Annotated in this window: 24 protein-coding genes; 16 read left to right on the forward strand and 8 right to left on the reverse strand. The window is 42.5% G+C overall.

Annotation, left to right across the window (positions count from 1 at the left end; translation table 11 throughout):
• Window positions 1–242: 242 nt before the first annotated feature.
• Entirely contained in the window at window positions 243–500 is a 258-nt protein-coding gene (locus E2K93_RS15275; RefSeq protein WP_135439922.1) for a DUF2999 family protein, read from the forward strand.
• A 301-nt stretch (window positions 501–801) separates the two neighbouring features.
• Window positions 802–2985, forward strand: coding sequence for a prolyl oligopeptidase family serine peptidase (locus E2K93_RS15280; RefSeq protein WP_228445353.1), 2184 nt, complete (start codon window positions 802–804; stop codon window positions 2983–2985).
• 61 nt (window positions 2986–3046) lie between these two features.
• On the opposite strand, the gene E2K93_RS15285 is transcribed toward E2K93_RS15280, so the two are convergent.
• Complete coding sequence (locus tag E2K93_RS15285; protein WP_135439923.1) at window positions 3047–3592, reverse strand: CIA30 family protein; 546 nt, start codon at window positions 3590–3592, stop codon at window positions 3047–3049.
• Window positions 3593–3858: 266 nt separating this feature from the next.
• Between E2K93_RS15285 and E2K93_RS15290 the strand changes: the two genes are divergently transcribed.
• The 5 genes from E2K93_RS15290 to glnS all read left to right on the forward strand — a co-directional run bounded on the left by E2K93_RS15290 (window position 3859) and on the right by glnS (window position 8767).
• Complete coding sequence (locus E2K93_RS15290; protein ID WP_135439924.1) at window positions 3859–4983, forward strand: sterol desaturase family protein; 1125 nt, start codon at window positions 3859–3861, stop codon at window positions 4981–4983.
• A gap of 85 nt (window positions 4984–5068) precedes the next feature.
• Window positions 5069–5908, forward strand: a complete 840-nt coding sequence (locus E2K93_RS15295) for a hypothetical protein (protein ID WP_135439925.1) — start codon at window positions 5069–5071, stop codon at window positions 5906–5908.
• On the forward strand, window positions 5908–6384 hold the full coding sequence (locus E2K93_RS15300; RefSeq protein ID WP_135439926.1) for a pilin: 477 nt from the start codon (window positions 5908–5910) through the stop codon (window positions 6382–6384). The genes E2K93_RS15295 and E2K93_RS15300 overlap by 1 nt, the downstream gene beginning before the upstream one ends.
• A 94-nt stretch (window positions 6385–6478) precedes the next feature.
• Entirely contained in the window at window positions 6479–6952 is a 474-nt protein-coding gene (locus tag E2K93_RS15305) for a VOC family protein (protein WP_135439927.1), read from the forward strand.
• A 144-nt stretch (window positions 6953–7096) separates the two neighbouring features.
• Entirely contained in the window at window positions 7097–8767 is a 1671-nt protein-coding gene (glnS, locus tag E2K93_RS15310) for a glutamine--tRNA ligase (RefSeq protein ID WP_135439928.1), read from the forward strand.
• A 161-nt stretch (window positions 8768–8928) separates the two neighbouring features.
• Here the strand turns inward: glnS and fur are convergent, their stop codons facing one another.
• From fur to E2K93_RS15335, 5 genes are all read right to left on the reverse strand, one after another.
• The gene (gene fur / locus E2K93_RS15315; RefSeq protein ID WP_135439929.1) at window positions 8929–9372 is read right to left on the reverse strand and encodes a ferric iron uptake transcriptional regulator; all 444 of its coding nucleotides are present in this window, start codon (window positions 9370–9372) and stop codon (window positions 8929–8931) included.
• Window positions 9373–9693: 321 nt separating this feature from the next.
• Window positions 9694–10221, reverse strand: coding sequence for a flavodoxin FldA (gene fldA / locus E2K93_RS15320; RefSeq protein ID WP_135439930.1), 528 nt, complete (start codon window positions 10219–10221; stop codon window positions 9694–9696).
• A gap of 18 nt (window positions 10222–10239) precedes the next feature.
• Window positions 10240–10521 (reverse strand): LexA regulated protein, encoded by a 282-nt coding sequence (gene ybfE, locus E2K93_RS15325; protein WP_135439931.1) that lies wholly within the window; start codon window positions 10519–10521, stop codon window positions 10240–10242.
• 4 nt (window positions 10522–10525) lie between these two features.
• Window positions 10526–10747: a DUF2788 domain-containing protein gene (locus E2K93_RS15330; protein WP_135439932.1), complete on the reverse strand. Its 222-nt coding sequence runs from the start codon at window positions 10745–10747 to the stop codon at window positions 10526–10528.
• A 128-nt stretch (window positions 10748–10875) separates the two neighbouring features.
• On the reverse strand, window positions 10876–11646 hold the full coding sequence (locus tag E2K93_RS15335; RefSeq protein ID WP_135439933.1) for an alpha/beta fold hydrolase: 771 nt from the start codon (window positions 11644–11646) through the stop codon (window positions 10876–10878).
• A gap of 322 nt (window positions 11647–11968) precedes the next feature.
• On the opposite strand from E2K93_RS15335, the gene seqA reads away from it, so the two are divergent.
• The 8 genes from seqA (at window position 11969) to E2K93_RS15375 (ending at window position 21620) form a co-directional block, all read left to right on the forward strand.
• On the forward strand, window positions 11969–12592 hold the full coding sequence (seqA, locus tag E2K93_RS15340; RefSeq protein WP_135439934.1) for a replication initiation negative regulator SeqA: 624 nt from the start codon (window positions 11969–11971) through the stop codon (window positions 12590–12592).
• Between the two features lie 97 nt (window positions 12593–12689).
• A complete protein-coding gene (pgm, locus tag E2K93_RS15345; protein ID WP_135439935.1) occupies window positions 12690–14336 on the forward strand; it encodes a phosphoglucomutase (alpha-D-glucose-1,6-bisphosphate-dependent) in 1647 nt (548 codons plus the stop codon).
• A gap of 475 nt (window positions 14337–14811) precedes the next feature.
• Window positions 14812–15846 carry a succinylglutamate desuccinylase gene (gene astE / locus E2K93_RS15350; RefSeq protein WP_135440531.1) on the forward strand — a complete coding sequence of 345 codons (1035 nt, stop codon included), beginning with the start codon at window positions 14812–14814 and terminating at the stop codon, window positions 15844–15846.
• Between the two features lie 392 nt (window positions 15847–16238).
• The gene (locus E2K93_RS15355; RefSeq protein ID WP_135439936.1) at window positions 16239–17423 is read left to right on the forward strand and encodes a thiamine pyrophosphate-dependent dehydrogenase E1 component subunit alpha; all 1185 of its coding nucleotides are present in this window, start codon (window positions 16239–16241) and stop codon (window positions 17421–17423) included.
• Entirely contained in the window at window positions 17423–18400 is a 978-nt protein-coding gene (locus tag E2K93_RS15360) for an alpha-ketoacid dehydrogenase subunit beta (protein ID WP_135439937.1), read from the forward strand. The genes E2K93_RS15355 and E2K93_RS15360 overlap by 1 nt, the downstream gene beginning before the upstream one ends.
• Before the next feature lie 11 nt (window positions 18401–18411).
• On the forward strand, window positions 18412–20010 hold the full coding sequence (locus tag E2K93_RS15365) for a dihydrolipoyllysine-residue acetyltransferase (protein WP_135439938.1): 1599 nt from the start codon (window positions 18412–18414) through the stop codon (window positions 20008–20010).
• A gap of 94 nt (window positions 20011–20104) precedes the next feature.
• Window positions 20105–20929, forward strand: coding sequence for an acyl-CoA thioester hydrolase/BAAT C-terminal domain-containing protein (locus E2K93_RS15370; protein ID WP_135439939.1), 825 nt, complete (start codon window positions 20105–20107; stop codon window positions 20927–20929).
• Between the two features lie 181 nt (window positions 20930–21110).
• Window positions 21111–21620, forward strand: coding sequence for a L,D-transpeptidase family protein (locus E2K93_RS15375; protein WP_189637792.1), 510 nt, complete (start codon window positions 21111–21113; stop codon window positions 21618–21620).
• A 197-nt stretch (window positions 21621–21817) separates the two neighbouring features.
• Here the strand turns inward: E2K93_RS15375 and E2K93_RS15380 are convergent, their stop codons facing one another.
• Window positions 21818–22432, reverse strand: a complete 615-nt coding sequence (locus E2K93_RS15380) for a hypothetical protein (protein ID WP_135439941.1) — start codon at window positions 22430–22432, stop codon at window positions 21818–21820.
• An 80-nt stretch (window positions 22433–22512) separates the two neighbouring features.
• Entirely contained in the window at window positions 22513–24540 is a 2028-nt protein-coding gene (gene metG, locus E2K93_RS15385; protein WP_135439942.1) for a methionine--tRNA ligase, read from the reverse strand.
• Between the two features lie 114 nt (window positions 24541–24654).
• Between metG and apbC the strand changes: the two genes are divergently transcribed.
• Window positions 24655–25767 (forward strand): iron-sulfur cluster carrier protein ApbC, encoded by a 1113-nt coding sequence (apbC, locus tag E2K93_RS15390; protein ID WP_135439943.1) that lies wholly within the window; start codon window positions 24655–24657, stop codon window positions 25765–25767.
• Window positions 25768–25783 lie beyond the last annotated feature (16 nt).

The following is a 25783-nucleotide window of genomic DNA, read 5'->3' on the forward strand; positions in this document are numbered from 1 at the left end:
GGGAGTAAATCGAGCAACATATAATAGGATTAATCGGCACTTTCGTACATTAATAGAACATCGTTAAATAAATGTAGGTATTTTTACTACGAGTAGAATAGCCAAAGCGCTGTCTACAAGCTTTTCAAGAGTTCTGACCCCTTGAAAAGATATAATGGTTACGGTTTTATTTCGTTACTTGCCTTGAAAAAACGTCCTAGGCACTTCTATATTAAAAGAATACTAAAAGGAATACACAGATTATGAATCCAATTATCGCACTACTTAAACAGGAAAATATTTCAGATGAACAGATCACTGATTTGTTCCAGCAAATGACCGAGAACCCGATGGTAGCGATGGCGACGATTACCCAATTGGATATCCCTCAAGACAGGCTGCAACCGATCTTAATGCAAGTGATGAGCAACCCTGCGTTAATCAAAGACGCGGTCAGCGAACTTGGTTTAGATACCGAAGCACTCGCACAAGCGGCACAAAAGTTAAAATATCAAAGCTAGCAGCTGATTAATTAGTCTAAGCTAGCCCATCTTCACTTAACTCATATTGTTAAGCTCCAACTAAGTACGCAGTTTGCTCTGCGTTTTGTTGGGCTTTGCTGCGCTATGATGACCTGAAATTATGCCGGTTATTTTATCCAGTGACGTATGGCATTGCGGCGTTCATAACATCTTTGTAACCCTGACGTTGTCTTACAGCTAGCCAATCAAATCTAACCAATCATTATCCTATTCATAGAGTTAGACATTTTCTTCAATCGCATATATTCTTGGTCTTCCATTCACGATTAATGAAATAATAATGATGAAAAAATCACTGGCAATCACCGTTGCAGCAGTCCTTTTGTCTGCATGTGGCGATAAAGCCGCTGAAAAACCGGCTCCTGTAGTTACAGATACTGCTGTTGAAGAAAAAGCGAGCGAACAAGTCGCTACCAAATTGGTTTACCCTGAAACACGTCAAGGAGACGTTGTCGATGAGTATTTTGGCGTTAAAGTCGCTGACCCATATCGTTGGTTAGAAGACGATCGAAGTGAAGAAACCGGTGCTTGGGTTAAAGCCCAAAACAAGGTGACGTTCGATTACTTAGAGCAAATTCCGTATCGCGCACAATTAAAGCAACGTTTGCAAGAATTATGGAACTACGAAAAAGTTGGCGTACCGTACACAGAAGGCGAATATCAATACTTCTATAAGAATGACGGTTTACAAAACCAATACGTTTTATATCGCAAAGACGCTGACGGAAATGAAGAGGTTTTTCTCGATCCAAATACCTTTAGTGAAGACGGCACGACCTCGCTGTCACAAGTTAGCTTTTCAAAAGACGGTTCATTAGCGGCTTATTCAATTTCTGAAGGCGGTAGTGACTGGCGTAAAATCATTATTATTGATACCAAAACCGGCAAGCAATTGGGTGATACGTTAGTTGATGTCAAATTCTCTGGTATTTCTTGGTTTAATAACGAAGGCTTTTATTATTCAAGTTACGATAAACCAGAAGGCAGTGAATTGTCGGCTAAGACCGATCAACACAAACTGTATTATCATCAGCTAGGCAAGCCACAATCAGAAGATGCGTTAATCTTTGGTGGCACAGACGAGCAAAAACGTCGCTATGTCTCTGGTGAAGTCACAGAAGACGGTCGCTACTTATTTATTTATGGTGCGGTTTCAACATCAGGTAACGATCTTTATATGAAAGATTTAAGCAAGCCTGACAGTGAATTGGTTACCGTATTAGACCACACTGACTCGGATACATCATTGCTGCATAGTGACGGCGATACTTTGTATTTCGTTACCAACTTAGATGCGGCAAATAAGAAAGTCGTTACCGTTGATGCAAAGTCTCCGACCAGCGAAAACTGGAAAGATTTGATTGCTGAAACCGATAATGTGTTAGCTCCAACGGTTGGTGGCGGATACATTTTCGCAGAATACATGGTTGATGCTATCTCAAAAGTGATGCAATACGACATGACCGGCAAATTGGTGCGCGAAGTGAGCTTGCCAGGTGTTGGTTCATCTAGCAGCTTATCTGGTAAGACAGATGAAACAACGCTGTATTATTCGTTTAATAACTACACCACACCGTCAACGATTTACAGCTTTGATGTTAACAGTGGCAAGTCAGATGTCTACATGGCATCAAAAGCGAAAGTGAACAGCGATGACTTTGTCTCGAAACAAATTTTCTACACGTCAAAAGACGGTACTAAGGTACCGATGATCATCAGTCACATGAAAGCCCTTAAACTCGATGGTAGCAACCCAACCATTTTGTATGGTTACGGTGGTTTCAATATCAGCTTAACGCCGAGCTTTTCTGTCGCCAATGCGGTTTGGATGGAACAAGGCGGTATTTATGCGGTTGCTAATCTTCGCGGTGGCGGTGAATACGGTAAAAAATGGCACATAGCAGGCACTCAACTACAAAAGCAAAACGTATTTGATGACTTCATATCTGCTGGCGAATACTTGATCAGTGAAAACTATACCTCAAGTGACTATCTGGCAATTCGCGGTGGTTCAAATGGTGGTTTATTGGTGGGTGCGGTTATGACTCAACGCCCTGACTTAGTTAAGGTTGCCTTACCTGCCGTTGGTGTATTGGATATGCTGCGCTATCACACGTTCACTGCGGGCGCTGGTTGGGCATACGATTACGGCACCTCTGAACAGAGTGAAGAGATGTTTAACTACTTGAAAGGCTACTCGCCAACTCATAATGTTAAAGACGGTGTCAGTTACCCTGCAACCATGGTAACCACAGCGGATCACGATGATCGTGTTGTGCCAGCTCACTCATTTAAGTTTGCGGCGGAATTACAAGCCAAGCAAGCCGGCGATGCGCCAACCTTGATTCGTATTGAAACCAATGCAGGTCATGGTGCCGGTACGCCAGTGAGCAAGAGCATCGAGCAGTACGCTGATATCTTTGGCTTCACGCTTTACAACATGGGTGTTAAATCACTTAATTAATGACTAAAGCTTTAGCGTAAAAAAGGCCGCATTTGCGGCCTTTTTTTAGCGCAGGTGTATTCTAAATACTTGATAAAAAACGTAATGATTTTATATGTAGGGTAAAGTCACCTTGTTGTTTGCCAGCGATTAAAAAGCCTATTTGCTTAACGTCAGTGAGTTTTAATTGACGATCCGATTGCAGTTTTCGTCCTCGATATTGCAAGTGAAAATCACTGGCTTCAACAGTAAAGGTTTGCCATTCACCTTTAGGAGGCGTGAATTCATGCACGAATGCTGGGCCATCAAAGCTTTCTGTGGTGCGTAATCTAAGTTGATAGGCTTTGCCATCACCGAGTAAGGTCAGTTGTATTTGACTGCTACCGGGAATGGCCGTCATGATGGTTCGGATAGAAGCAAAACCGCCATTGTTCTCGAGTGACACATGACCAGTAAAAATCAGCGTGTCTTCGTGAATATCAACTTGGCTGTGAGAAAGCCCACCCATCACTCCGTCGTTAATCACGTACCACGCTCTCTCTGTGACCGGCGAGGCGGCACTGACTGTTTGTGAAAAAATCATACCGGTCACCACGGCAGAAGAAAATAAAGGAGATAAAAAGTTCATATTGTTATTACGTCCGAACTTGGCGAAAAGATCCGTTGTAACGTGATTATAGCAGTCGCAATCACCACTAAACCGTGATGTTGAGCTAATGAACTGATTCTCATAATAAAATATATTTTTCTCTACTATTTTTCGTGTTACTGGCTTTGATGTGGGTTTTGTACTGGTGTGCAAGCTTTGACATTGCTCAGCGATTCGATACTATGGTTTTGTATCTTTTCTGGTCGATGGTTATGGATTGAGAACGAATAATAAAAGGGGCACCCATGAGACAGTTATCGGATAAAATTTTTCGCTCTACTGAATTTCGCTTTGGTGAAGGCGCTATCAGTGGTTACCTTGCATGCATGTTGGCAATTTTGTCCTTTATGGGAGTCGTTGCTTTTCACTTTCCTCAATACCTTAGTACCCCAGAATTAAGAGCCAATTACGATGTTGAGATCCTTAGGCAAGTGATGTTTTACGGCATGGTCTTATCCGGCAGTCTTGGCTTGTTAAACTTCGTTCGCAATACCAATAAGCGCTTGGGTGCTGTGGCGTGGTTATTCCTCATCATTACCATGATGCTTGGCGGTCACACTGTTGAAGTAGGCGACTTTCCGGATAACACACCATACATTGGCCTTGATTGGTTTATTCTCGATTTACTCGGTTCTACGCTTATTTTTATCTTTATCGAAAAATTATTACCACATAGAAAAGAGCAGCCTATTTTACGTGATGATTGGAAAACCGACTTGCACCATTTTTTCGTTAATCATCTATTGGTTGGCTTTGTTTTATTGGTAACTAACCACTTTGTCCATGGTGCATTTGGTTGGGCGCAAAGCGATTCAATCAGTTCAGTGATTGAACAAATGCCATTCATATTACAGGTGTTGTTAATTATTCTCGTGGCGGATATTTTCCAGTACGTAACCCATCGTTTGTATCATGAAGTGCCGTTTCTATGGCGTTTTCATGCGATTCATCACAGTGCCAAGAAAATGGATTGGTTAGCCGGCTCAAGGCAACACTTTTTAGAGTTAATCGTGACCCGCTGTCTGGTATTGACGCCGATATTTATTCTTGGTTTCTCTAAATCGGTTATTGATATTTATGTGATCATTGTTGGTATTCAAGCGGTGTTTAATCACGCTAATGTGCGCATCAAGTTTGGCTGGTTGCAATACATAATCGTCACCCCGCAGTTTCATCATTGGCATCATTCATCCGATAAAGCCGCCATTGATCGTAACTATGCTGCGCATTTTTCGTTTCTAGATTATCTATTAGGTACCGCCGTAAAAGATGAGAAAGAGTGGCCTGATGAATACGGTGTGGTGGGTGATTATGTGCCTGACGGCATGGTTAAACAGCAAATATTTCCGTTTAAATCACAACCCAAATAAACAGGTTTTACGAAAACTTACAGTTGTCAGAGTAGAGATAGTGCGTTAACTTAGCGATTCAAATGACATCAGAATAAAGGGATTTATGAGCTGGGCACTATTTCATTTTCATTGTCGTTATCTGCATAAGCAATTAGAGCAGGGGGCAACGAAGCAACAAGCACTAGACACATTGCGTCGGTTAGACTTAAGCGATTTGTTTAGCAACAATGCGCAACTGTCTGGCGCACCAAAACAGCTTTTGCAACGGTTACTGACGTTACCGGACGATAACCGTCTATTAACAGCGTTATCTGCGTATAATCAGCTCGATATAAATTCTGTTACGGTTAATGCTGTGACAGAGTCAAAATACCTGCGTTCAATAAACTACATGGTTATTTTAACGGTCATGTACCTGTTCATTGCCACCTTGTTTAAGTGGTATATACTGCCTAACTTCGTTGATATGTACAGCATGTTTGGTGGCCAGTTATCCGCTGCATTTTTGGCCTTTGACAGTGTCTATACGTTGTCGCTGATTGCCGCGCCATTGATGATCCTATTTTGTTATTTATTGCGACGACAAATTATCAACATTGAACAGGCTTTTGTGCAAAGGCAGCGCCGCGACCGATGGTTATTTTCACGTAAGTTAAATAGGCAGTTGGATTCTTTTTCCACGTTACTACTTTCGCCTGTTTTAGCGGCAGAAGATAGTACACAAGCGACAATGAAAAAGCTGGCTCAATTGCGCTCGGCAGGTATTGATGTAGACAGTGAATTAGCCGCCTTGTTAACCGAAAAAGGGCAGAGTCTAACTGTTCAATTAGAAAAATATTTAGGACTTTGCTTTAGGGTTATTGAAATAAGCCTATATGCACTTATCGGTTATTTAATCAGTGTTATGTATGAACCAATTTTTAGTATGGGAGCGTTAATATAATGAAGTTAAAAGGATTTACACTCATTGAGTTGATGATTGTTGTTGCCATTATCGGCATCTTAGCAGCGATCGCTTTACCGGCATATTCAACCTATACCTTAAAAGCGCACATGGCAGAGCCGATGACTTATGCCGGAAATTTACGCCTGCCTATAACAGAGTATTACAGCGAAAATTTGTCCTTTCCTAAAACCAACAGTGATGCCGGTTTACCTGATGCTGATAAATTGATCACCAACAAGATCAAAAGCGTGACTGTTGATAATGGCGCGTTTCATATTTTACTTGGTAATGATGTGCCACAACCGTTACAGGGCAAGTATTTAACGTTTAGACCTATGGTTGTGGATGGTAGCCCAACGAGTCCAATAAGTTGGTTGTGTGGCTACGATCAACCGGCGCAAGGTTTGCTTGCTGTCGGCGAAAATAAAACCAATGTAGACCCACAGTTTTTATCTGGTGATTGTCGCGGTTAACCGCAATGTCTCGCAAGGTTAATCGCTAGGTTATGCACTCCTGTTAAAATAGCCTATACCTTAACTAATAAGTCATGTTAGATAAGGTACAGCTATGTCGGTTAAAGCAATCCCAGAAGGATTTCATTCAATAACGCCTTACTTGGTATGCAACGGTGCTGAAAAGGCCGTTGAGTTTTATCAGCACGCATTTAACGCGCAATTGGTATTGCGCCTTGATATGCCTGACGGTCGCATTGCTCATGCCGAAATCAAAATTGGCGATTCACATATAATGCTCACCAATGAGCATCCCGAAATGGGCTTTGTGTCGCCTGAAACACTTGGCGGTGCGGGAGTCAGTTTAATGCTCTACGGTGATGATTGTGATGCCATGTTCGCACAAGCGATATCCGCTGGCGCAACTGAATTGCGACCACTGACCGACCAGTTTTATGGCGACCGAACCGCAACCGTTAAAGATCCATTTGGCCATGTATGGACAATTGGTACCCATAAAGAAGATCTTACTCAGCAGCAGCTTGAGCAACGGATGGCAGAATTTATGAGCAATTTTCAGCAACACTAATACAGTTTGCCTAGCAAACGCCGTTTTTCAAGATTAAATGCTTGGAATCAGAGCCAGCATATTTTAATTTAGCGCGCAGTTGTTATAATGCGTCGTTATTCTTAATTTTCACCCATTTATTTTAGTTTTTCAGAGGTTTCCTAGATGTCGGATACACCAACCCGTCCTAGTAATTTTATTACCAATATCATCGATGCTGATCTAGAAAGCGGTAAGCACAAACAGGTGCAAACGCGTTTTCCGCCAGAGCCAAACGGCTACTTGCATATCGGTCATGCTAAATCCATTTGCCTAAACTTTGGTATTGCTCAAGATTACCAGGGACAGTGTAACTTGCGTTTTGATGATACCAACCCTGAAAAAGAAGACATTGATTACGTAAATTCAATTCAGAAAGACGTGCAATGGCTTGGCTTTGAGTGGAATGGCGATGTGCGCTATTCATCGGATTATTTTGATCGTCTGCACGGTTATGCGGTTGAGCTTATTGAAAAAGGCTTGGCGTACGTTGACTTTCTGACCCCAGATGAAATCCGTGAATATCGTGGTACCTTACAAAAACCAGGTAAAAACAGCCCATACCGTGACACCTCACCTGAGGAAAACCTAGCTCATTTTGCAAAAATGAAAAATGGTGAGTACAAAGAGGGTGAATGTTGTTTGCGAGCTAAAGTCGATATGTCATCGAGCTTTATGTGTATGCGCGACCCTGTGTTATATCGAGTGAAATTTGCCCATCATCACCAAACCGGTGATAAGTGGTGCATTTACCCGATGTACGATTTCACTCACTGTATTTCTGATGCCATCGAAGGGATCAGTCATTCGTTGTGTACGTTGGAGTTTCAAGACAACCGTCGTATTTACGATTGGATCATCGAAAACATCTCAATTGAGTGCACACCACGTCAATATGAATTCTCTCGTTTGAATCTTGAGTATACGGTGATGAGTAAGCGCAAGCTAAACTCCCTCGTTGAAGACAAGCTAGTATCAGGCTGGGATGATCCGCGTATGCCGACCATCGCTGGTTTCCGTCGCCGTGGTTATACACCGGCATCAATTCGTGAATTTTGTAAGCGTATTGGTGTGACGAAAATGGACAATACCATTGAAATGGGTGTGCTTGAGTCAGCCATTCGTGAAGATCTAAACGAAGCAGCGCCTCGCGCTATGGCCGTACTTGACCCGATTAAAGTCGTGATTGAAAACTACCAAGACGGTAAAGTTGAAATCTTAAACGTCAAGAATCACCCTAATGATGAATCACAAGGCTCACGTGAAGTGCCATTTAGCGGCGAATTGTTTATTGAAGCGGAAGATTTTCGTGAAGAAGCAAACAAAAAGTACAAGCGTTTGGTACTAGGTAAAGCGGTACGTTTACGTGGTGCTTACGTGATTACTGCAGAGCGTTGTGACAAAGACGCAGATGGCAATGTCACCACGGTTTACTGTAGCTACAACCCAGACACTTTAGGTAAGAACCCAGAAGATGGCACTAAGCCAAAAGGCGTTATTCATTGGGTGAGTGCAGAGCAAAGCTTGCCAGCTGAGATTCGTTTATACGACCGTTTGTTTACGGTGCCGAACCCTGGTGCTGCCGATGATTTCGAAGCAGTTATTAACGAAGACTCGTTGATTACTTTAGACAAAGTACGTGTTGAACCAGCATTAGCAAACGCTGAGCCTGAAAAAGCATTCCAGTTTGAGCGTCAAGGCTACTTCTGCCTTGATAACAAAGACGCTGTTGAAGGCAAGTTGGTATTTAACCGCACCGTTGGCCTGCGTGATACATGGGCAAAAATCAACGCATAATAGCTGAGAGTGATTGACGGTAATTGACCGTATCATTGACTAGAAAAAACCTCGCCTTAGCGAGGTTTTTTATTATCTGCTTATTACTGATATCGGCCATTTTGGCCAATAAAAAAGGCCAGCGTTGCTGACCTTTATTGCCGATTGCTTAAGTTAGCTGGCTAGCTCTGTGATTTGCGATACTTTTCACACGCCACTTCATCTTCACACTCACCATACAGATATAAACTGTGGTTGGTTAGTTTGATTTTGTTTTTGTTGGCGATGTCGATTTGACGTTGTTCGATAACATCATCTTCAAACTCAACAACTTTACCGCATTTCAAGCAAACTAAGTGATCGTGATGCGCTTTGTGTGATAATTCGAATACCGATTTGCCGCCTTCGAAATGGTGACGCGTCACAATGCCGGCGTCATCAAATTGGTTCAATACTCGGTAAACAGTAGCCAAACCAATCTCTTCGTGTTGCTCCAAAAGGATCTTATACACGTCTTCTGCGCTGATATGTTGGTTATCTGGCTGTTGCAAAATCTCGAGGATTTTGACACGTGGCAAGGTAACTTTCAGTCCAGCTTTTTTTAGTTCTTCGTTTTGATCTGGCATTTTTGATACTTCTAAATAAATCTCTAGCAAACGATTATAGGGGCTAACAAAGCAGGTTAAAACCCCTAATTGATAATTATTTGCGATTAGCCATTGATTGCACATTAGTTAAACAATGACTTAACCTAATTGATTCAAATGAAACCCTGACTCGTTTAAAAGTAAAGTTTGCTGCGCCTAAATAAAAAGGGCTGTGTGAATCTAGGCATATATTAATCCAATATCTAATTTGCTTTGCTCAAATTATCATTCGTTAACGTGATTACAGCAGATATAAAAAAACGCCCAAAAGGGCGTTTTTTGTAGGATTGATTTTATTGCTTAATCAAGCAACTCAGCTAAGCACATCTCATCCATCAATTGCGCAATCCAGGCATCAACACGTTGTTCGGTTAGCTCTGGTTGACGATCTTCATCAAGGCCTAAACCGATAAAGGTATTGTCATCGATAAGTGCTTTTGACGCTTCAAATTCATAACCGTCAGTAGACCAGCCACCAACCATGATAGCGCCTTTTGATTCGGCAATGTCACGCAATGGCGCCATGGCGTCTAAGAAGTACTCAGCGTAGTCTTCTTGATCACCTAAGCCAAAAATGGCAACTAACTTGTCGGTAAAGTCGATTTCTTCCAGTTCCGGTAGGAAGTCATCCCAATCACACTGATTTTCACCGTAGTACCAAGTAGGTATGCCCAGAATTAATAAATCAAATTCTGCAATATCTTCTTTCGTACTTTTGGCAATATCTTTTACTTCGACATTCTTTTTACCCAGTTTTTTCTGGATCATTTTTGCAACAGCTTCAGTGTTGCCTGTATCGCTACCAAAAAATAGACCGACAGTTGCCATGTATTTAAAACCTTTTCTTTATTTCGTCTTTGATTCTAATGCGTCAACAAGCAGTGCTTCAATAAGGTCACTGCGGCTCACGCCTTTATCTTTTGCCATTTCATCCAGTTGTTCAAACAACTGTTGATGAATCTTAAACTCAACTCGTTTGAGGCCTTTGTTTTTATCTCGTTTAACCTGGTTGCGTTTGTTTATTTTTACTTGAACTTCCCTTGGGTAAGGGTTTGTTCTTGGGCGACCAGGACGTTTTTCGTCAACGAACAGATCGATTGTTGTCAAATCTGCAGCTTCTTTAGCCATAATTCTAGCCTATTCCCTTGCTTTCCCATATCACCTGAATAACACCTTTGGCGATAAAACCGGCACATCCGAGAAATAATACGAAGTAAACGATATATTTGCCTTTTTTCGGTACATCATTTTTTTTCATTACGTCATGTATCGACATGCCGATAAAAAAGAAAATGGCAACGAAAAACAAATTAAGGCCAATTGACTCGATTAATTCTAAGTGTTCGGAAAGCATACTACATCCTATAAAATTACGGCGGCACTATAGCACAACATAACAGGTAAATGTACTGTCCAACGCCGCTTTTTTTCGATCTGCGCCTATCTATTTTACGCGATAAACCACTGCTGCGATCGCTATCATTAACCGTTTATAAAGTCGATAACGATTTTATTAAAGGCGACTGGTTTTTCAGCGTGTAGCCAGTGACCGGCACCTTGGATGATTTTTGCACTAGCATTTGGAAATAACGCGCCTATTTGTGCACGGTGTTCCGTTAGAATGTAGTTAGAGTTTGAGCCTTTAATAAATAAAACCGCACCAAGAAACTGACCTTCGTTGAAACCTATAGCTATATCATCGTATTTTTGTTTAATGGTGTTGAGATTTACGCGCCAGAAAAAGCCGTTGTCGTCTTTCGCTAAGTTCTTTAATAAAAACTGGCGGACACCGGCTTCAGCTACCGCCGACTGTAATTGTTGATCAGCGTCTTTGCGTGATGTCACCTTGCTCATATCAATATTTTGTAAACCATTAATGATTTCATTGTGATGAGGTGGGTAACTAACCGGGGCGATATCCGCAACCAGCAATTTATCAACTAACTGTGGCTGGCTGAGTGCTATTTTCATCGCTATCTTGCCGCCCATTGAGTGGCCAAGAAAATGCGCTTTATTGATATTAAGCTCTGACAATAAGGCGATGACATCATCGGCCATCGCATCATAGGTCATCTCATCACTGTGGAATGATTTGCCATGGTTACGCACATCAACGCTTATTACCTGAAATTGTTCGCTTAATGGCTTGGCGACCATGTTGAGGTTTTCTAGGCTACCGAATAGGCCATGTATTAAAACAATTGGCTCGCCTTGGCCAATAATTCGATAATGCAAAGATTGATTGTGTTCCATTGTTTTTTGCGCTACTCACACTGATTTGTTGCCGCGTATTTTAAAGCAATTATCAGAGAATACCAATCTTCATAACAGCCAGAAATTGTTGCTTTTTTCACCGACCAGAAAAAATCTTAAAAATCACTGATGAACAGGGTAGAGAGTTGTCGATAACGTGGTTATAATCGGAGCACTAATTTTATAATCTGCGCAAATTAGGTATTGCTTAAGTTGTCGAACTTTCGTTATCCGAGTTTAGCGTAGCATCTCCAGTAATGACGGCCTTTGGCGCAATCAAATGCGTGATGAATGCCACAATAATAAAATTTTCGGGATTTTCATGAAAACCATCGAAATTGATGACGAGTTGTATCAATACATCGCCAGCAACACGAAGTATATCGGTGAGAGTGCATCAGACATTCTTCGTCGTTTGTTAGAAGTATCTAAAGGCAAAGCAGAGCAGGCGAAAGCAACGGCTCAAGCAAAAAATAACAACAACACACCTGTCGAAGTTGTTGATACGCCAAAAGCAGAGGTTGTTGACGCACAAACAACCGAAACCACTGAAACCGTTCAAGATATTGAAAGCGACACAGTTGAAAAAATTTCAGTTGTCAGCCCTGAGCAAAACCTATTTGATCTGATTAACAAAGAAGAGTTAGCAATGCAGCGCGGCGCTGTTGGGCGATTTTTGTTGATCTTGTCTAACTTGTACCGAGTGCACAAAGGTGAGTTCGAACAAGTACTTGATATTCGTGGTCGTGACCGTTTGTATTTTGCCAAAAGCGAAGAAGAGTTAAGGGAATACGGTAGCTCTACTAAGCCAAAACTGATTCCAAACTCAAACTATTGGGTTATCACTAATTCAAACACAACCAAGAAAAAGCGCATGTTAACCGATGTAGCCATCGCTTTGGGCTACACTGGTAGCGACTCCGAACGTATTCGAGAGTTGCTATAATCAGCTTGGTTCTGTCATTAATTCAACATATTTATTGAGTATAATGATGGTACAGATAATTTTGATTGGTTTGTCGTTACAGCATAAAGGATAGTTAATGAGCGTACATGAACACGCCGGTAAGCCGGCTCGAGCCGAAGATAGAATTAATATTGCCAAATTGGTGAGTGATTATTATCAACTAAAACCGGACGTCAGCATTGCCGCACAGCGTGTTGCCTTTGGCACCTCTGGCCACCGAGGCAGTGCCACTAAGCTCAACTTTAACGAACATCATATTATCGCTATTTGTCAGGCCGTTGCTGAATATCGCAAGCAACAAGGCTTTACAGGTCCTATGTATTTGGGCAAGGACACCCATGCACTGTCTGAGCCGGCGTTTATCAGCGCAATCAGCGTACTAATTGCTAACGACGTACCCGTGGTGATTCAAGCCGATGAAGGTTTTACACCGACTCCAGTCATTTCTCGCTTGATCATCAATCATAATGCACATTCTGATGATCAGGCTGATGGTCTGATCATCACCCCATCGCACAATCCTCCGAGCGATGGTGGCATTAAATACAATCCACCACATGGCGGCCCGGCAGAAGGTGAAATCACCAAGCTTATCGAGCAAAGAGCCAATGAAATATTAGCTAATGATGGTGCCGACATTAAACAGCTTGATTACAGCGAAGCACTTCAATCAGCCTTGTTAAGCAAAGAAGACTTTATTGAATTTTATGTCGATGAGTTGGGCAAAGTAATCGACATGCAAGCGATCAGTAAAGCCGGTATTAAAATAGGTGTCGACCCATTAGGTGGTTCGGGTATCGATTATTGGCCTGTAATTGCGAAAAAATACAATCTTGATATTGATGTGGTCAACCCAGTTGTCGATGCCAGTTTTGCGTTTATGACATTAGATAAAGACGGCAAAATTCGTATGGATTGTTCATCACCATATGCAATGGCTGGCTTGATCGCCATGAAAGATGATTACGATATCAGCGTTGGTAATGACCCTGATTTTGACCGTCATGGTATTGTGACCAAGACCGGTGGATTGATGAATCCGAATCACTATTTGGCTGTTTCAATTAACTACTTATTTACCAATCGCAGTTGGCCTGACACGGCCAAAATAGGCAAGACCTTAGTATCAAGCTCACTCATTGACCGCCTGGCCGAAAAGCTAGACAAGCCATTAAGTGAAGTACCTGTTGGCTTTAAATGGTTCGTCGATGGTTTAAAAGACTCAAGTTATGGTTTTGGCGGTGAAGAAAGCGCCGGCGCCTCATTCTTAGCGCTAGATGGCAGCTGTTGGACTACAGATAAAGATGGTTTCATCATGTGTCTATTGGCGGCTGAAATTATGGCGGTCACCGGTAAAGATCCGTATCAATGGTATTTGCAATTAGCGGATGAACTCGGTGAATCAAGCTATGGTCGTGTAGAAGCGGTTGCCACCAGCGAGCAAAAACAGGTGCTTACCTCGTTATCAAAAGACGACGTTACCCAAGATACTTTAGCCGGTGAACCTATTAAAGCCATTTTGAGTCATGCACCGGGCAACAATGCTGCCATTGGTGGGGTGAAAGTCGTTACCGAAAACGGTTGGTTTGCTGCTCGTCCATCGGGTACCGAAGAAATTTATAAAATCTACGGCGAAAGCTTTATTGATCAAGCCCATTTAGAGCGCATTTTTGATGATGCCAAGGGCTTGGTATCCAGCGCATTTAAAAATGCCGGATTATAAGCTGCAAATCGCAGGTTGATGGAAGGTCCCATATGGGGCCTTTTTTATTGCCAGTTTGCTAAGCCAAGCGAAAATCTTAACCAATACCTTAACCAATACATTTGTGTGGTGTGCATATCTTATTGTGCAAATAACAACCAAATAAAGTGAGGCAGCAACAATAACTCAAATTATTTTTATAATGATATGAGTCGCTTACCATACGAATAATTATGCGCGAGTAATTTTCAGAGCTGCCTTTGCATAATCCCCATAATGCTAACGATGTGTGCACGGCTTGCGTTAAATCGAAATATAATAATCTTGCTTGGACGAATAATTACCTAGTGGTAATCGATCAGACAAGACAAATAGCGATGCTTGGCACCTACCACCTTTCCGTCGACCACTTGTGTTAATAGGGGGAGTTCACCTAAACTTAGGACACCATTTTTCTGTTATTAGGTTTTCCGTGTCTGATATCAAGCAACAATTAATGACCACAGCCGACTTTCTTAGCATCACCCGTCAAAACCCTGATTCTCTTGACCCTTTTACTGAACATTTAACGTTTGAAGGTGGCCAACGGCAAGTATTAATGAGTGTTCTTGATACTGGCGTTATCTGTTTTGAGCCGGTCAATCAGGAAACCGACACCGACATCATATTGTCTTGTGCTGTGCATGGTAATGAAACTGCGCCAATTGAAATATGCCAGCAACTTATCGAGCAAATCATCACTGGCCAATTGAGCCTGCAACAACGTGTGTTGTTTTTATTTGGAAATCCTGCGGCAATCAATATTGGTAAACGTTTTGTCGAAGAAAACTTAAATCGCTTATTTAGTGGCGCTCATAGCGATGGCCCTGGCTTATGCAATGATGAGCGCATACGCGCGAAAATGCTTGAAGACTTTGTCCGTGATTTCTTTGACCAAGGTGGCAGCATCGATGCTGGTCGCACTCGTTTACATTACGACTTACATACCGCTATTCGTGGCTCGAAAAATGACAAATTTGCGGTCTATCCATATTTACATGGCAAGTCTCACAACAAACAGCAACTACAAATTTTATTGGCTTGTGGCATTAATACCATCTTATTATCTAATGCACCGACCACAACCTTTAGCTACTTTTCAGTGAATGAATTTCAGGCACATGCATTTACCGTTGAGTTAGGTAAAGTGCGACCGTTCGGTGAAAATGACATGACCAATTTTGCCGCCTGTCAGAATACTCTATCTCGATTATTGTCAGGCCAAGACCTGCAATTAAAAGAGTATGACGACGCTGATTTCAATCTGTTTGAAATTTTTAAAACCATTAACCGTGACAACGAAGAGTTTATCCTGCATTTTGCCGATGATGTGCCTAATTTTACCGATTACCCATTGGATTACTTATTAGCCACTGATGGCGATAAAGAACACCGCGTCAGCGCTCATGGTGAAGCCATTATATTCCCTAACGCTAACGTTGCCTTAGGTCAAAGAGCTTTATTAACGGTGATACCGAGTACGTTAAATTAGGCCGTACTGCTATTCGCTGTGTCTTTGCTTTTAAAGCCTGTGCTCTTTGTCACAGGCTTTTTTATTTTCTGAGCCTATCAAGTCGCTATTATGGCAGGGAAATTTTACATGCTAGAAGGGTATGCTTAACTTAGATTGCAGTGAACGGGCTTAGCTATATTTTTCTGTAAAGCAAAATTGCCACTCACAATGTTCACAAGACGCTAAATTTTGGCAAAAAATTGCAACAAGCCATACCTGAATGTAAAGTTCAGCCTATCAAAAATAACAGCAAAGTCGCGCCCATATAGTATGGATTAAGCGCTAAAATAGAGACTTGCATTTCAAGTTTTGATGGCTTGTTAATGTATTGTATATACATTGGCTGGCTGCAGAAAACAAAAGAGAAGCTTATGAATACCGAAAAGTATCAACAAGGCCGGGTTGTACACCAACCTGAATACATCGATGGCCTATCTGTAGAAATTCCAATTCTAAAAATTCTTAAACAGGATGGCAGCTTGTACGAAGGTGCCGAAATGCCTGTTATAGACCAAGAACACGCATTGAGAATCTACAAGAGTCTTGCATTTCACCGCGTACTAGATGAACGTATGATCGCCTCTCAACGTCAAGGACGTTTGAGCTTTTATATGGCTGCGCTAGGTGAAGAAGCAGCAAGTGTTGGTAGTGCAGCAGCATTAGAAGACGAAGACATGATCATGGCGCAATACCGTGAACAAGGTGCGCTTATTTACCGTGGTTTTAGTTTGGAAAACTTTATGAACCAAATGTTCTCAAACGAGAAAGATTTGGGTAAAGGTCGCCAAATGCCAATTCACTACGGTTCAAGTGAATTGCATTACATGACCATCTCATCGCCATTGTGTACACAAGTACCACAAGCTGCGGGTTATGCTTATGGCCAAAAACTTAAAGGCAAAGACAACGTCACTATTTGTTATATCGGTGAAGGTGCTGCCTCAGAAGGTGACTTCCACGCCGGTCTAAATATGGCTGCCGTACATGGCGCACCTGTTATTTTCTTCTGTCGTAACAACGGCTATGCGATTTCGACACCATCAACCGAGCAATATGCCGGTAACGGTATTGCATCTCGCGGTGTAGGTTATGACATTAAAACCATTCGTGTTGACGGTAACGACATTCTAGCGGTACTTAAAGTGACCCAAGAAGCACGTAAATATGCCGTTGAAGAAGGTAAGCCAGTGCTTATTGAAGCCATGTCTTACCGTTTAGGCGCTCACTCTACGTCGGATGACCCAAGTGGTTACCGTACCAAAGAAGAAGAAGCCAAATACGCCGAGCACGACCCTATTTTACGTATGAAAAACTGGATGCTAGCGCAAAACTGGTGGGATGAAGCACAAGATAATGCGCTACTAGAACAATACCGAGAGCAAGTTCTTGCTGCGGTTAAAGTCGCTGAGGTCATTGCTAAACCACCTATCGAAGATTTGATCAGTGACGTTTATGACGTGCCGACACCTGCATTAGAGCAGCAACTTAGCGATTTAAAAGAGCATATCAAGAAATATCCAGAAGCGTATCCAGTGACGGCAGGGAGAATTAAATAATGGCACAAATGAATTTATTGCAGGCGATTAACGACGCCCTAGATATCGCCATGACTGAAGATGACTCTACGTTATGTTTTGGTGAAGATGTTGGTCACTTTGGTGGTGTTTTCCGTGCAACGTCAAACTTGCAAGAGAAGTACGGCAAAAGCCGTTGTTTCAATACACCATTAGTTGAGCAGGGTATCCTAGGTTTTGCCAACGGTTTGGCGGCACAAGGTTCTCGTCCAATTGCGGAAATCCAGTTTGCTGATTATATCTTCCCGGCGTTTGACCAAATCGTCAACGAGTCGGCTAAATTCCGTTACCGCTCAGGTAATGAATTTGATGTCGGTAAATTGACTATTCGTACCCCATACGGCGGTGGTATTGCTGGTGGTTTATATCATTCGCAATCACCAGAAGCGTATTTTGCCCACACACCAGGTTTGAAAATTGTTGTTCCACGTAATCCATATCAAGCAAAAGGTTTGTTACTGGCCTCGATTCGTGATGACAACCCGGTAGTGTTCTTTGAACCGAAAAAACTATATCGTGCCTCTGTTGGTGAAGTTCCTGAAGAAGATTACCAATTACCACTAGGTAAAGCCGAAGTGGTTAAATCTGGTGCCGATATCACCTTACTTGGTTGGGGTGCGCAAATTGAGACCCTAGAAAAAGCCGCAGACATGGCAGAGAAACAAGGTGTTTCTTGTGAAATTATCGATTTACGTACAATTTTGCCTTGGGATGTTGATACCGTTGCCGAATCTGTATGTAAAACCGGCCGTTTGTTGATCAACCACGAAGCACCATTAACCGGTGGTTTCGCTGGTGAAATCGCTGCGACCATTCAAGACAAGTGTTTCTTACACCTTGAGTCGCCGATTACACGCGTATGTGGTTTGGATACTCCATTCCCACTGTCTCACGAAAAAGAATACATGCCAGATGAGCTAAAAACGTTTGAAGCTATCATGGCCTCAGTAAATTACTAAGGAATTAGGCAATGAGTATCGATTTTATTCTACCGGATATTGGTGAAGGCATTGTTGAATGTGAGATTGTTGAATGGCTAGTGTCAGAAGGCGAGCACATTGAAGAAGACCAACCGGTATGTGATGTCATGACTGACAAAGCATTAGTCCAAATCCCTGCAATGCACTCAGGTGTGGTTGATAAGTTGTATTACGGTAAAGGTGATATTGCCAAGGTGCATGAGCCATTGTTTGCCATGACACCACATGGCGAAGCACCTGCTGCGCAAGAGTCTGCGCCGCAAGCGAGTGCAGCTGAACAGCAAGCACCTGTTGCTGACGCGCCAGCTGCAGCCACCGGTGGTGAAGTAGAAGATTTTATCTTGCCAGATATTGGTGAAGGTATTGTTGAGTGTGAAATTGTTGAATGGTTGGTTGCCGAAGGCGAAATCATTGAAGAAGATCAACCGGTTGTTGATGTCATGACCGACAAAGCACTGGTACAAATTCCGGCTAAATACGCTGGTACTGTGGTTAAGCTTCATTATGGTAAAGGTGAAATTGCCAAGGTACATGAGCCATTATTTGCAATCGAAATTGCCGGTACCGTTGCCTCAGCACCAGCTGCTGCGGCACAAGCTAGCACAGCCGAAACAGTAAAAGCCGCTGCACCGACATCAGCACCTGCGCCAGCACCAGCACCAGCGGTTGCACAACAACCTGCGTCACAAAAAGCTGGCAATGGTAAAGCGTTAGCAAGCCCAGCGGTGCGTCGTGTCGCCCGTGAACTTGGTGTCAATATTCATGACGTACCAGGTACTGGTCCAAAAGGTCGTGTCTTTAAAGAAGATGTACGCAGCTTTATGGAAGGCGGTAACAAGGTCGCACAACAACCAACGCAAGCAGCTACGGTGGCGACTAGCGGTGGTACTCGTGTTGAGCCAATCCGTGGCGTGAAAGCGGCGATGGCAAAAGCTATGGTTGCCTCAGTATCGACTATCCCTCACTTCACCTATTGTGAAGAGATTGATATGACCAAACTGATTGCTTTACGCTCAGAGCTTAAAGAAGTGTATGCCAAGCAAGACATCAAATTAACCATGATGCCATTTTTCATGAAATCGATGTCACTTGCACTTAAGCAATTCCCAGTGATGAACTCAAAGCCAAATGAAGAATGCACTGAGCTTACTTACTTTGATGATCACAATATTGGTATGGCGGTAGATTCCAAAGTGGGTCTGTTGGTACCAAACGTCAAGAACGTGCAAAGCATGTCGATTGTTGATGTCGCAAAAGAAGTGACACGTTTGACCAACGATGCTCGTCAAGGTCGCGTAAGTACGCAAGACTTGAAAGGCGGCACCATCAGCATCTCTAATATCGGCGCATTAGGTGGTACGGTGGCAACACCAATCATCAACAAGCCTGAAGTTGCGATCGTTGCACTTGGTAAGCTACAAACTCTACCTCGCTTTAATGACAAAGGTGAAGTTGAAGCACGCTCTATTATGCAAGTGAGCTGGTCTGGCGATCATCGCATTATTGATGGCGGCACCATTGCACGATTCAGTAACTTGTGGAAGTCTTTCTTAGAAGACCCTACAAACATGCTGATGCACATGGCATAATCAAATCAAACAGTAAAAAGGCGGTTTAATAACCGCCTTTTTTGATCGGATTTTATCGTCTTGAAAAAGATACGGTAAGCAATAGTAGGCGTCGATGATGAAGCAGATTTTGAGTTGTTTGTTGTTAATGTTGTTGTGTTTTGCTGTACAAGCAAAGCAAGTCAACATGCGCAAGATTGAAAGCCCATCGGTACAAGGTGTGTTGTATCAATCATCATGTGCAGCGAACAACCAGTATGTCATTGTCATAGGCGGCTCTAGTGGCCGAGTGAATGAAAGCTATAGTCAATTAATCGCAGAGCACTGCCAAAATGTGTTGGCAATCGCATATTTTAATGCTGCAGGGTTTTCTGACACTCTCGATGATATTCCAATTGAACGTGTTAGTGACGCCATCGACTTTTTACAATCAGGTTATCAACAAGGCGACTTCAGTACGGATAGCAAGCTAAAAATTAGCGTTGTTGGTATTTCTCGTGGTTCAGAGTTGGCGCTTTGGAGCGCGGCAACGGATCATCGTATTGGAGCGGTGGTTGGCATCGTTCCGTCATCAGTGACCTGGCATGGTCAACGCACAGCCACCGCGTGGCGTTATCAGAATAACGCTATCGCTAGCCTTAGCTTTGCTCGACAAAGTGAACTGCCGATTTATCAACGCGCCAGTAACGCATTGCAACAACTAGCAAGTGATGCCAGTGAATTTATTCCTGTCGAACACATCAAAGCGGACATATTGCTCATTTCAGCTGAAAATGACCATATATGGCCATCCAAGCTTATGGCGCAACAAATCGTAAAGCGACTACAGGCGCATGATTTTAGCTATCAATATTCACATCTCAGCGTCGAAGATGATCATTTTTTTGATCAGCAAACCAAACAAAAAATTGCCGCTCAATTGCTGTCGCACCTGCGATAAAGCGCATTAAAAATGACAAAACAATAAAACCTCGCAAAGTAAGCGGGGTTTTTATTGTGTAGTTTGCTTTTGATTTGATTGAATTTTGCGCAAACAGTTCGTCAAAATGTAACAGTCGGTTGCGCCAAATGTTGTTTTCATTAAACTAACTGTAATTAAGTGTTATCGAGTATTTCCAGATATGACATTGAGACAATTAAAAACAGCGCTAAGCAGTAGCTTATTAATATTGATGACGATGAAGGCAAATGCCAATACCCAGCATGTGAAAGTGGACTTGGTTAAAGTAGACAAATCTGCTCGTACGATGTACTTGCTTGATGGTGAGACGGTTATCAAACAGTACCACATCGCCTTAGGTGATAACCCTAAAGGTCATAAAAATAAAGAAGGGGATAACAGAACCCCTGAGGGCGAATACGTTCTCGATTACAAAAAAGAAGACTCACAATATTATCGTTCGATGCACATCAGCTACCCCAATGCCAATGATGTGGCAAGCGCACAAGATCGCGGTGATAGTCCAGGCGGTTTCATTATGGTGCACGGTCAACGCAATGGTGATAATCGTGATGCTAAAATGATCCAACGCTTTAATTGGACCAATGGTTGTATTGCTTTAACCAATACCGAAATGGATGAATTTATGAACTTAGTTGATACCGGCACCCGCATAAAAATTGAGTGGTAATGTCGTGCAAAGCGGCATTAGGTTAAACGAATAGCCACTGCATAAAATCACATAACAAAAGGGAGCATGAGGCTCCCTTTTTTATTGGTTATTATATTGATGTCACTATATTAATGTCACTATATTAACGTCACTGGTAAGCATGACTTGCAATCTAATGTTTTTATTTATGAGCAACGCTAAAAACGTTGTTAACGCTAATCGATATGATTACTGAGAATGATGCTACTTACGTGTTGATCGGTAATGGTGAACGCCAGCAGGTCATAACTTTCAATAGAGCAGTAATAGATGACTTTATCTTTGTTTGACTTATCCGGCGCGCCTAGCTCTTCTTGCAAACGCTTTTTACTGATGCCAATTAGGTTGCTGGTTGCGTCAATCTGAAATGCCGGTGTAAATATGGCGAATTCTAAAAAGCTTTTATCGGCATTGGGGACTTGATAAATGCTCACGACACCATCTTTATAATGTAGCTGTACTCTTTGGTTTATATAGCTTTCATCATGTGGACTAACATCTTGTTTTTGTGAAGACCTGTCCGGCACACCAAACCGACTGGTTACGGCTTCAACATTGTCACCTACGGTACTTTCAATGCTATGGCAGAGTTTGATGACTTCTTGGCTTGGCATGGTTTTTTGATGAGTTTGTTTGGCCTGGGCAAATACGGCAAAACCAACAACAGCGAACAAGCTGAGTCGTTTAAGCAAGGTTGTGGGTTGAGTTATATGGGCAAAGCCGTTTCTCATAATTACCAATGTTCGAGTGCCGTTGTATTCAAACATAATGGTAATATGACCTGTGGTCAATTTTTGCGCTAATTATATCTGGGCAATAAAAAGGGCAGCCTGAGCTGCCCTTAGTGTTTTTTAAATCAACTACTTGCTGATTACATTACTCGCATACCAGGCTGAGCACCGTCATCTGGATTAAGAATAAAGATGTCTTTTCCACCAGGACCTGCGGCAATGATCATACCTTCTGACATACCAAAGCGCATTTTGCGAGGTGCAAGGTTAGCCACCACAACGGTTAATTTACCCACCAAATCTTCCGGCTGATAGGCCGATTTTATGCCGGCGAAAATCTGACGTTTCTCGCCACCTAGGTCAACTTCGATACGAAGCAACTTATCGGCTTTTTCGACATGCTCAGCGGTAACAATTTTCGCCACTCGTAAATCTACTTTGGCAAAATCGTCAAAGCTTATCTCTTCGGCAATAGGATCATCAGCCAATGGACCACTTACTGGCGCCGCTTGTGCTGCTGCTAAGTTTTCTTTTGAATCGTCAACCATGGCGTTTACTTTATCCATATCAACGCGCTGCATTAGCGCTTTAAATTTATTGATTTTGTGGCCGGTCAATAAGTGTGTATGACCTTGCCAGTTCAATTCGTCATTAAGGAACGCTTGTGATTTTTGTGCCAATTCAGGCAGTACTGGCTTAAGGTAGATCATCAAGATTCGGAATAAATTGATGCCCATCGAGCAGACGTCTTGCACCTCTTGCTCTTTACCTTCTTGCTTAGCCAATACCCAAGGTTCTTTAACGGCAATGTATTCGTTTACTTTGTCCGCTAATGCCATGATTTCACGCATCGCTCGACCAAATTCACGGTTCTCGTAGCATGCTGCGATTGAGTCGCCCGCTGCCATAACGTCATCCGCTAAGGCTTGGTCATCAACGGTTTCAGATAGCATGCCATCGAACTTCTTGGTAATGAAGCCAGCACAACGTGATGCAATGTTAACGACTTTACCAACCAAGTCAGAGTTTACACGCTGGGCAAAGTCTTCAAGGTTCAGATCTAAATCATCAATGCGATTGGTTAGCTTAGCCGCGAAGTAATAACGTAAGAATTCTGGGTTTAAGTGCTCAAGGTACGTACGACCTTTAATAAAGGTACCTTTTGACTTACTCATTTTGGTGCCATTTACAGTAACAAAACCGTGCGCATAAACCGACGTTGGTTGTCTATAACCGGCGCCTTTTAGCATGGCTGGCCAAAACAGTGAGTGGAAGTAAATGATGTCTTTACCAATAAAGTGGTAAAGCTCAGCTTCCGAGTCTAACTGCCAAAACTCATCAAAATTGATGCCTTTATTGTCACATAAGTTTTGGAAACTGCCCATATAACCGATTGGGGCATCAAGCCAAACGTAGAAAAATTTGCCAGGTGCATTTGGAATTTCAAAACCAAAGTATGGCGCATCACGACTGATGTCCCACTGCTGCAGGCCTGACTCAAACCATTCGTTTAGCTTGTTCGCCATTTCTTCTTGCAATGAACCTGACTTGGTCCAGTCTTTAAGCATTTGCTCAAACGCAGGTAAGTCAAAGAAGAAATGCTCTGAATCTTTCATAACCGGCGTCGCACCAGAAACCACTGACTTAGGGTTTACTAGGTCGGTTGGTGAGTATGTTGCACCACAATTATCACAGTTATCGCCGTTTTGATCTTCGCTACCACATTTAGGGCAGGTGCCTTTTACAAAACGATCTGGCAAAAACATTTGTTTTTCAGGATCAAACAGTTGCGAAATAGTGCGACGTTTAATATAACCGTTATTATCTAAACGATTATAAATAAGCTCGGCATAGTGACGGTTTTCATCACTGTGTGTTGAGTGATAATTATCAAACTCGATGTGGAAGTCAGCGAAATCAGCCATATGCTCTTCGCGAACTTGAGCGATCATTTGCTCTGGCGTGATGCCTAATTGTTGAGCTTTAAGCATGATAGGCGTGCCGTGAGCGTCATCGGCACAAACGTAATATGTTTCGTGACCACGCATTTTCTGGAAACGAACCCAGATATCGGTTTGAATATACTCAAGAAGGTGACCTAGGTGAATAGGGCCATTGGCGTATGGCAGGGCACTGGTCACCAAAATTTTGCGATTTTTATCACTCATTTGACTATTTGCCTGATTATTAAATTATTTAATAGAAATATGGCCACGGATAGTACAAAATTTAAGGCATATTTTCATTACAATTCTCATAAATTATAAGAAAAACTGTCGACTATGTTTAAAAAGTTGTTTTCTTCATCAAAAAAGGATGTCCAATTGCTCAATCAAGTTACTGAATTTATCAAGAACTACCGTACAGCACCGTTTGATTTTGGTGTAGACGCTGCAATGAAAGATTGGCAAGCGAGGGTAGAAAACGACAGCATCGTACTATCATTTACGCCATTATTTGCCTGTCAATTAGGCCTAGAGCAATTGGCTAAAGATCTTGTAACTGAGTTTAATGTTAACGTTGAAGTCGAACTTGAATACGACATCGCGCCGGTGCGCTCCCATCAAGTCAAAGGTGTTCGCAACATTATCGCTATTGCCTCAGGCAAAGGTGGTGTTGGTAAATCAACAACCACGGTGAATTTAGCGTACGCCTTGTCACAGCAGGGCGCCAATGTGGCGATTCTTGATGCGGACATTTATGGTCCCTCGATTCCAACCATGCTAGGTATTGAAAACCAACGTCCGGTGTCGGTTGATGGGAAAACCATGATGCCTATTTTTACCAATGGTATCACCGCAATGTCGATTGGCTTTTTAGTGTCTGATAAAGACGCGACGATTTGGCGTGGTCCTATGGCAAGTTCTGCGTTCTCACAAATGTTAAATGAAACCGACTGGCAGACTGAGCAAGGCGAAGACATCGATTATTTATTAATTGATATGCCACCAGGTACCGGCGATATCCAGTTAACCCTTGCGCAAAAAGTGCCAGTGGCGGCCGCCGTGGTAGTGACTACACCGCAAGATATTGCCTTAAAAGATGCCATTAAAGGGATTGCTATGTTCGATAAGGTACAGGTACCTGTGTTGGGCATTGTTGAGAACATGAGTTATCACGTTTGTGAAAACTGTGATCATCACTCGCATCTGTTTGGTCAAGGTGGCGCAGAACGTTTGGCAAATGATCACAACGTCGAGGTATTAGGGCAGTTACCATTGCATGTTGATATCCGCGAATACAGTGATAATGGTCAAAATTTAATAAATGAAAATTCTGCTAGCGATGTAGGGGCAAACTACCGTAGAATAGCTGGCAATGTAGCGGCCAATCTGTTTTATCAACTCGATGCGAAAAGCCCACAAACACCGCAAATAACCGTTATCAATGAATAACTAAGCAACAAGTAAT

This window comes from Thalassotalea sp. HSM 43, from assembly GCF_004752005.1.
Lineage (GTDB): Bacteria > Pseudomonadota > Gammaproteobacteria > Enterobacterales > Alteromonadaceae > Thalassotalea_A.

What these genes read in the sequence shown, in the direction of transcription:
- E2K93_RS15275 (WP_135439922.1), top strand. Translation starts at nt 243, where the DNA reads ATGAATCCAATTATCGCACTACTTAAACAGGAAAATATTTCAGATGAA.
- E2K93_RS15280 (WP_228445353.1), top strand. Translation starts at nt 802, where the DNA reads ATGATGAAAAAATCACTGGCAATCACCGTTGCAGCAGTCCTTTTGTCT.
- E2K93_RS15285 (WP_135439923.1), bottom strand. Translation starts at nt 3,592, where the DNA reads ATGAACTTTTTATCTCCTTTATTTTCTTCTGCCGTGGTGACCGGTATG.
- E2K93_RS15290 (WP_135439924.1), top strand. Translation starts at nt 3,859, where the DNA reads ATGAGACAGTTATCGGATAAAATTTTTCGCTCTACTGAATTTCGCTTT.
- E2K93_RS15295 (WP_135439925.1), top strand. Translation starts at nt 5,069, where the DNA reads ATGAGCTGGGCACTATTTCATTTTCATTGTCGTTATCTGCATAAGCAA.
- E2K93_RS15300 (WP_135439926.1), top strand. Translation starts at nt 5,908, where the DNA reads ATGAAGTTAAAAGGATTTACACTCATTGAGTTGATGATTGTTGTTGCC.
- E2K93_RS15305 (WP_135439927.1), top strand. Translation starts at nt 6,479, where the DNA reads ATGTCGGTTAAAGCAATCCCAGAAGGATTTCATTCAATAACGCCTTAC.
- glnS (WP_135439928.1), top strand. Translation starts at nt 7,097, where the DNA reads ATGTCGGATACACCAACCCGTCCTAGTAATTTTATTACCAATATCATC.
- fur (WP_135439929.1), bottom strand. Translation starts at nt 9,372, where the DNA reads ATGCCAGATCAAAACGAAGAACTAAAAAAAGCTGGACTGAAAGTTACC.
- fldA (WP_135439930.1), bottom strand. Translation starts at nt 10,221, where the DNA reads ATGGCAACTGTCGGTCTATTTTTTGGTAGCGATACAGGCAACACTGAA.
- ybfE (WP_135439931.1), bottom strand. Translation starts at nt 10,521, where the DNA reads ATGGCTAAAGAAGCTGCAGATTTGACAACAATCGATCTGTTCGTTGAC.
- E2K93_RS15330 (WP_135439932.1), bottom strand. Translation starts at nt 10,747, where the DNA reads ATGCTTTCCGAACACTTAGAATTAATCGAGTCAATTGGCCTTAATTTG.
- E2K93_RS15335 (WP_135439933.1), bottom strand. Translation starts at nt 11,646, where the DNA reads ATGGAACACAATCAATCTTTGCATTATCGAATTATTGGCCAAGGCGAG.
- seqA (WP_135439934.1), top strand. Translation starts at nt 11,969, where the DNA reads ATGAAAACCATCGAAATTGATGACGAGTTGTATCAATACATCGCCAGC.
- pgm (WP_135439935.1), top strand. Translation starts at nt 12,690, where the DNA reads ATGAGCGTACATGAACACGCCGGTAAGCCGGCTCGAGCCGAAGATAGA.
- astE (WP_135440531.1), top strand. Translation starts at nt 14,812, where the DNA reads ATGACCACAGCCGACTTTCTTAGCATCACCCGTCAAAACCCTGATTCT.
- E2K93_RS15355 (WP_135439936.1), top strand. Translation starts at nt 16,239, where the DNA reads ATGAATACCGAAAAGTATCAACAAGGCCGGGTTGTACACCAACCTGAA.
- E2K93_RS15360 (WP_135439937.1), top strand. Translation starts at nt 17,423, where the DNA reads ATGGCACAAATGAATTTATTGCAGGCGATTAACGACGCCCTAGATATC.
- E2K93_RS15365 (WP_135439938.1), top strand. Translation starts at nt 18,412, where the DNA reads ATGAGTATCGATTTTATTCTACCGGATATTGGTGAAGGCATTGTTGAA.
- E2K93_RS15370 (WP_135439939.1), top strand. Translation starts at nt 20,105, where the DNA reads ATGATGAAGCAGATTTTGAGTTGTTTGTTGTTAATGTTGTTGTGTTTT.
- E2K93_RS15375 (WP_189637792.1), top strand. Translation starts at nt 21,111, where the DNA reads ATGACATTGAGACAATTAAAAACAGCGCTAAGCAGTAGCTTATTAATA.
- metG (WP_135439942.1), bottom strand. Translation starts at nt 24,540, where the DNA reads ATGAGTGATAAAAATCGCAAAATTTTGGTGACCAGTGCCCTGCCATAC.
- apbC (WP_135439943.1), top strand. Translation starts at nt 24,655, where the DNA reads ATGTTTAAAAAGTTGTTTTCTTCATCAAAAAAGGATGTCCAATTGCTC.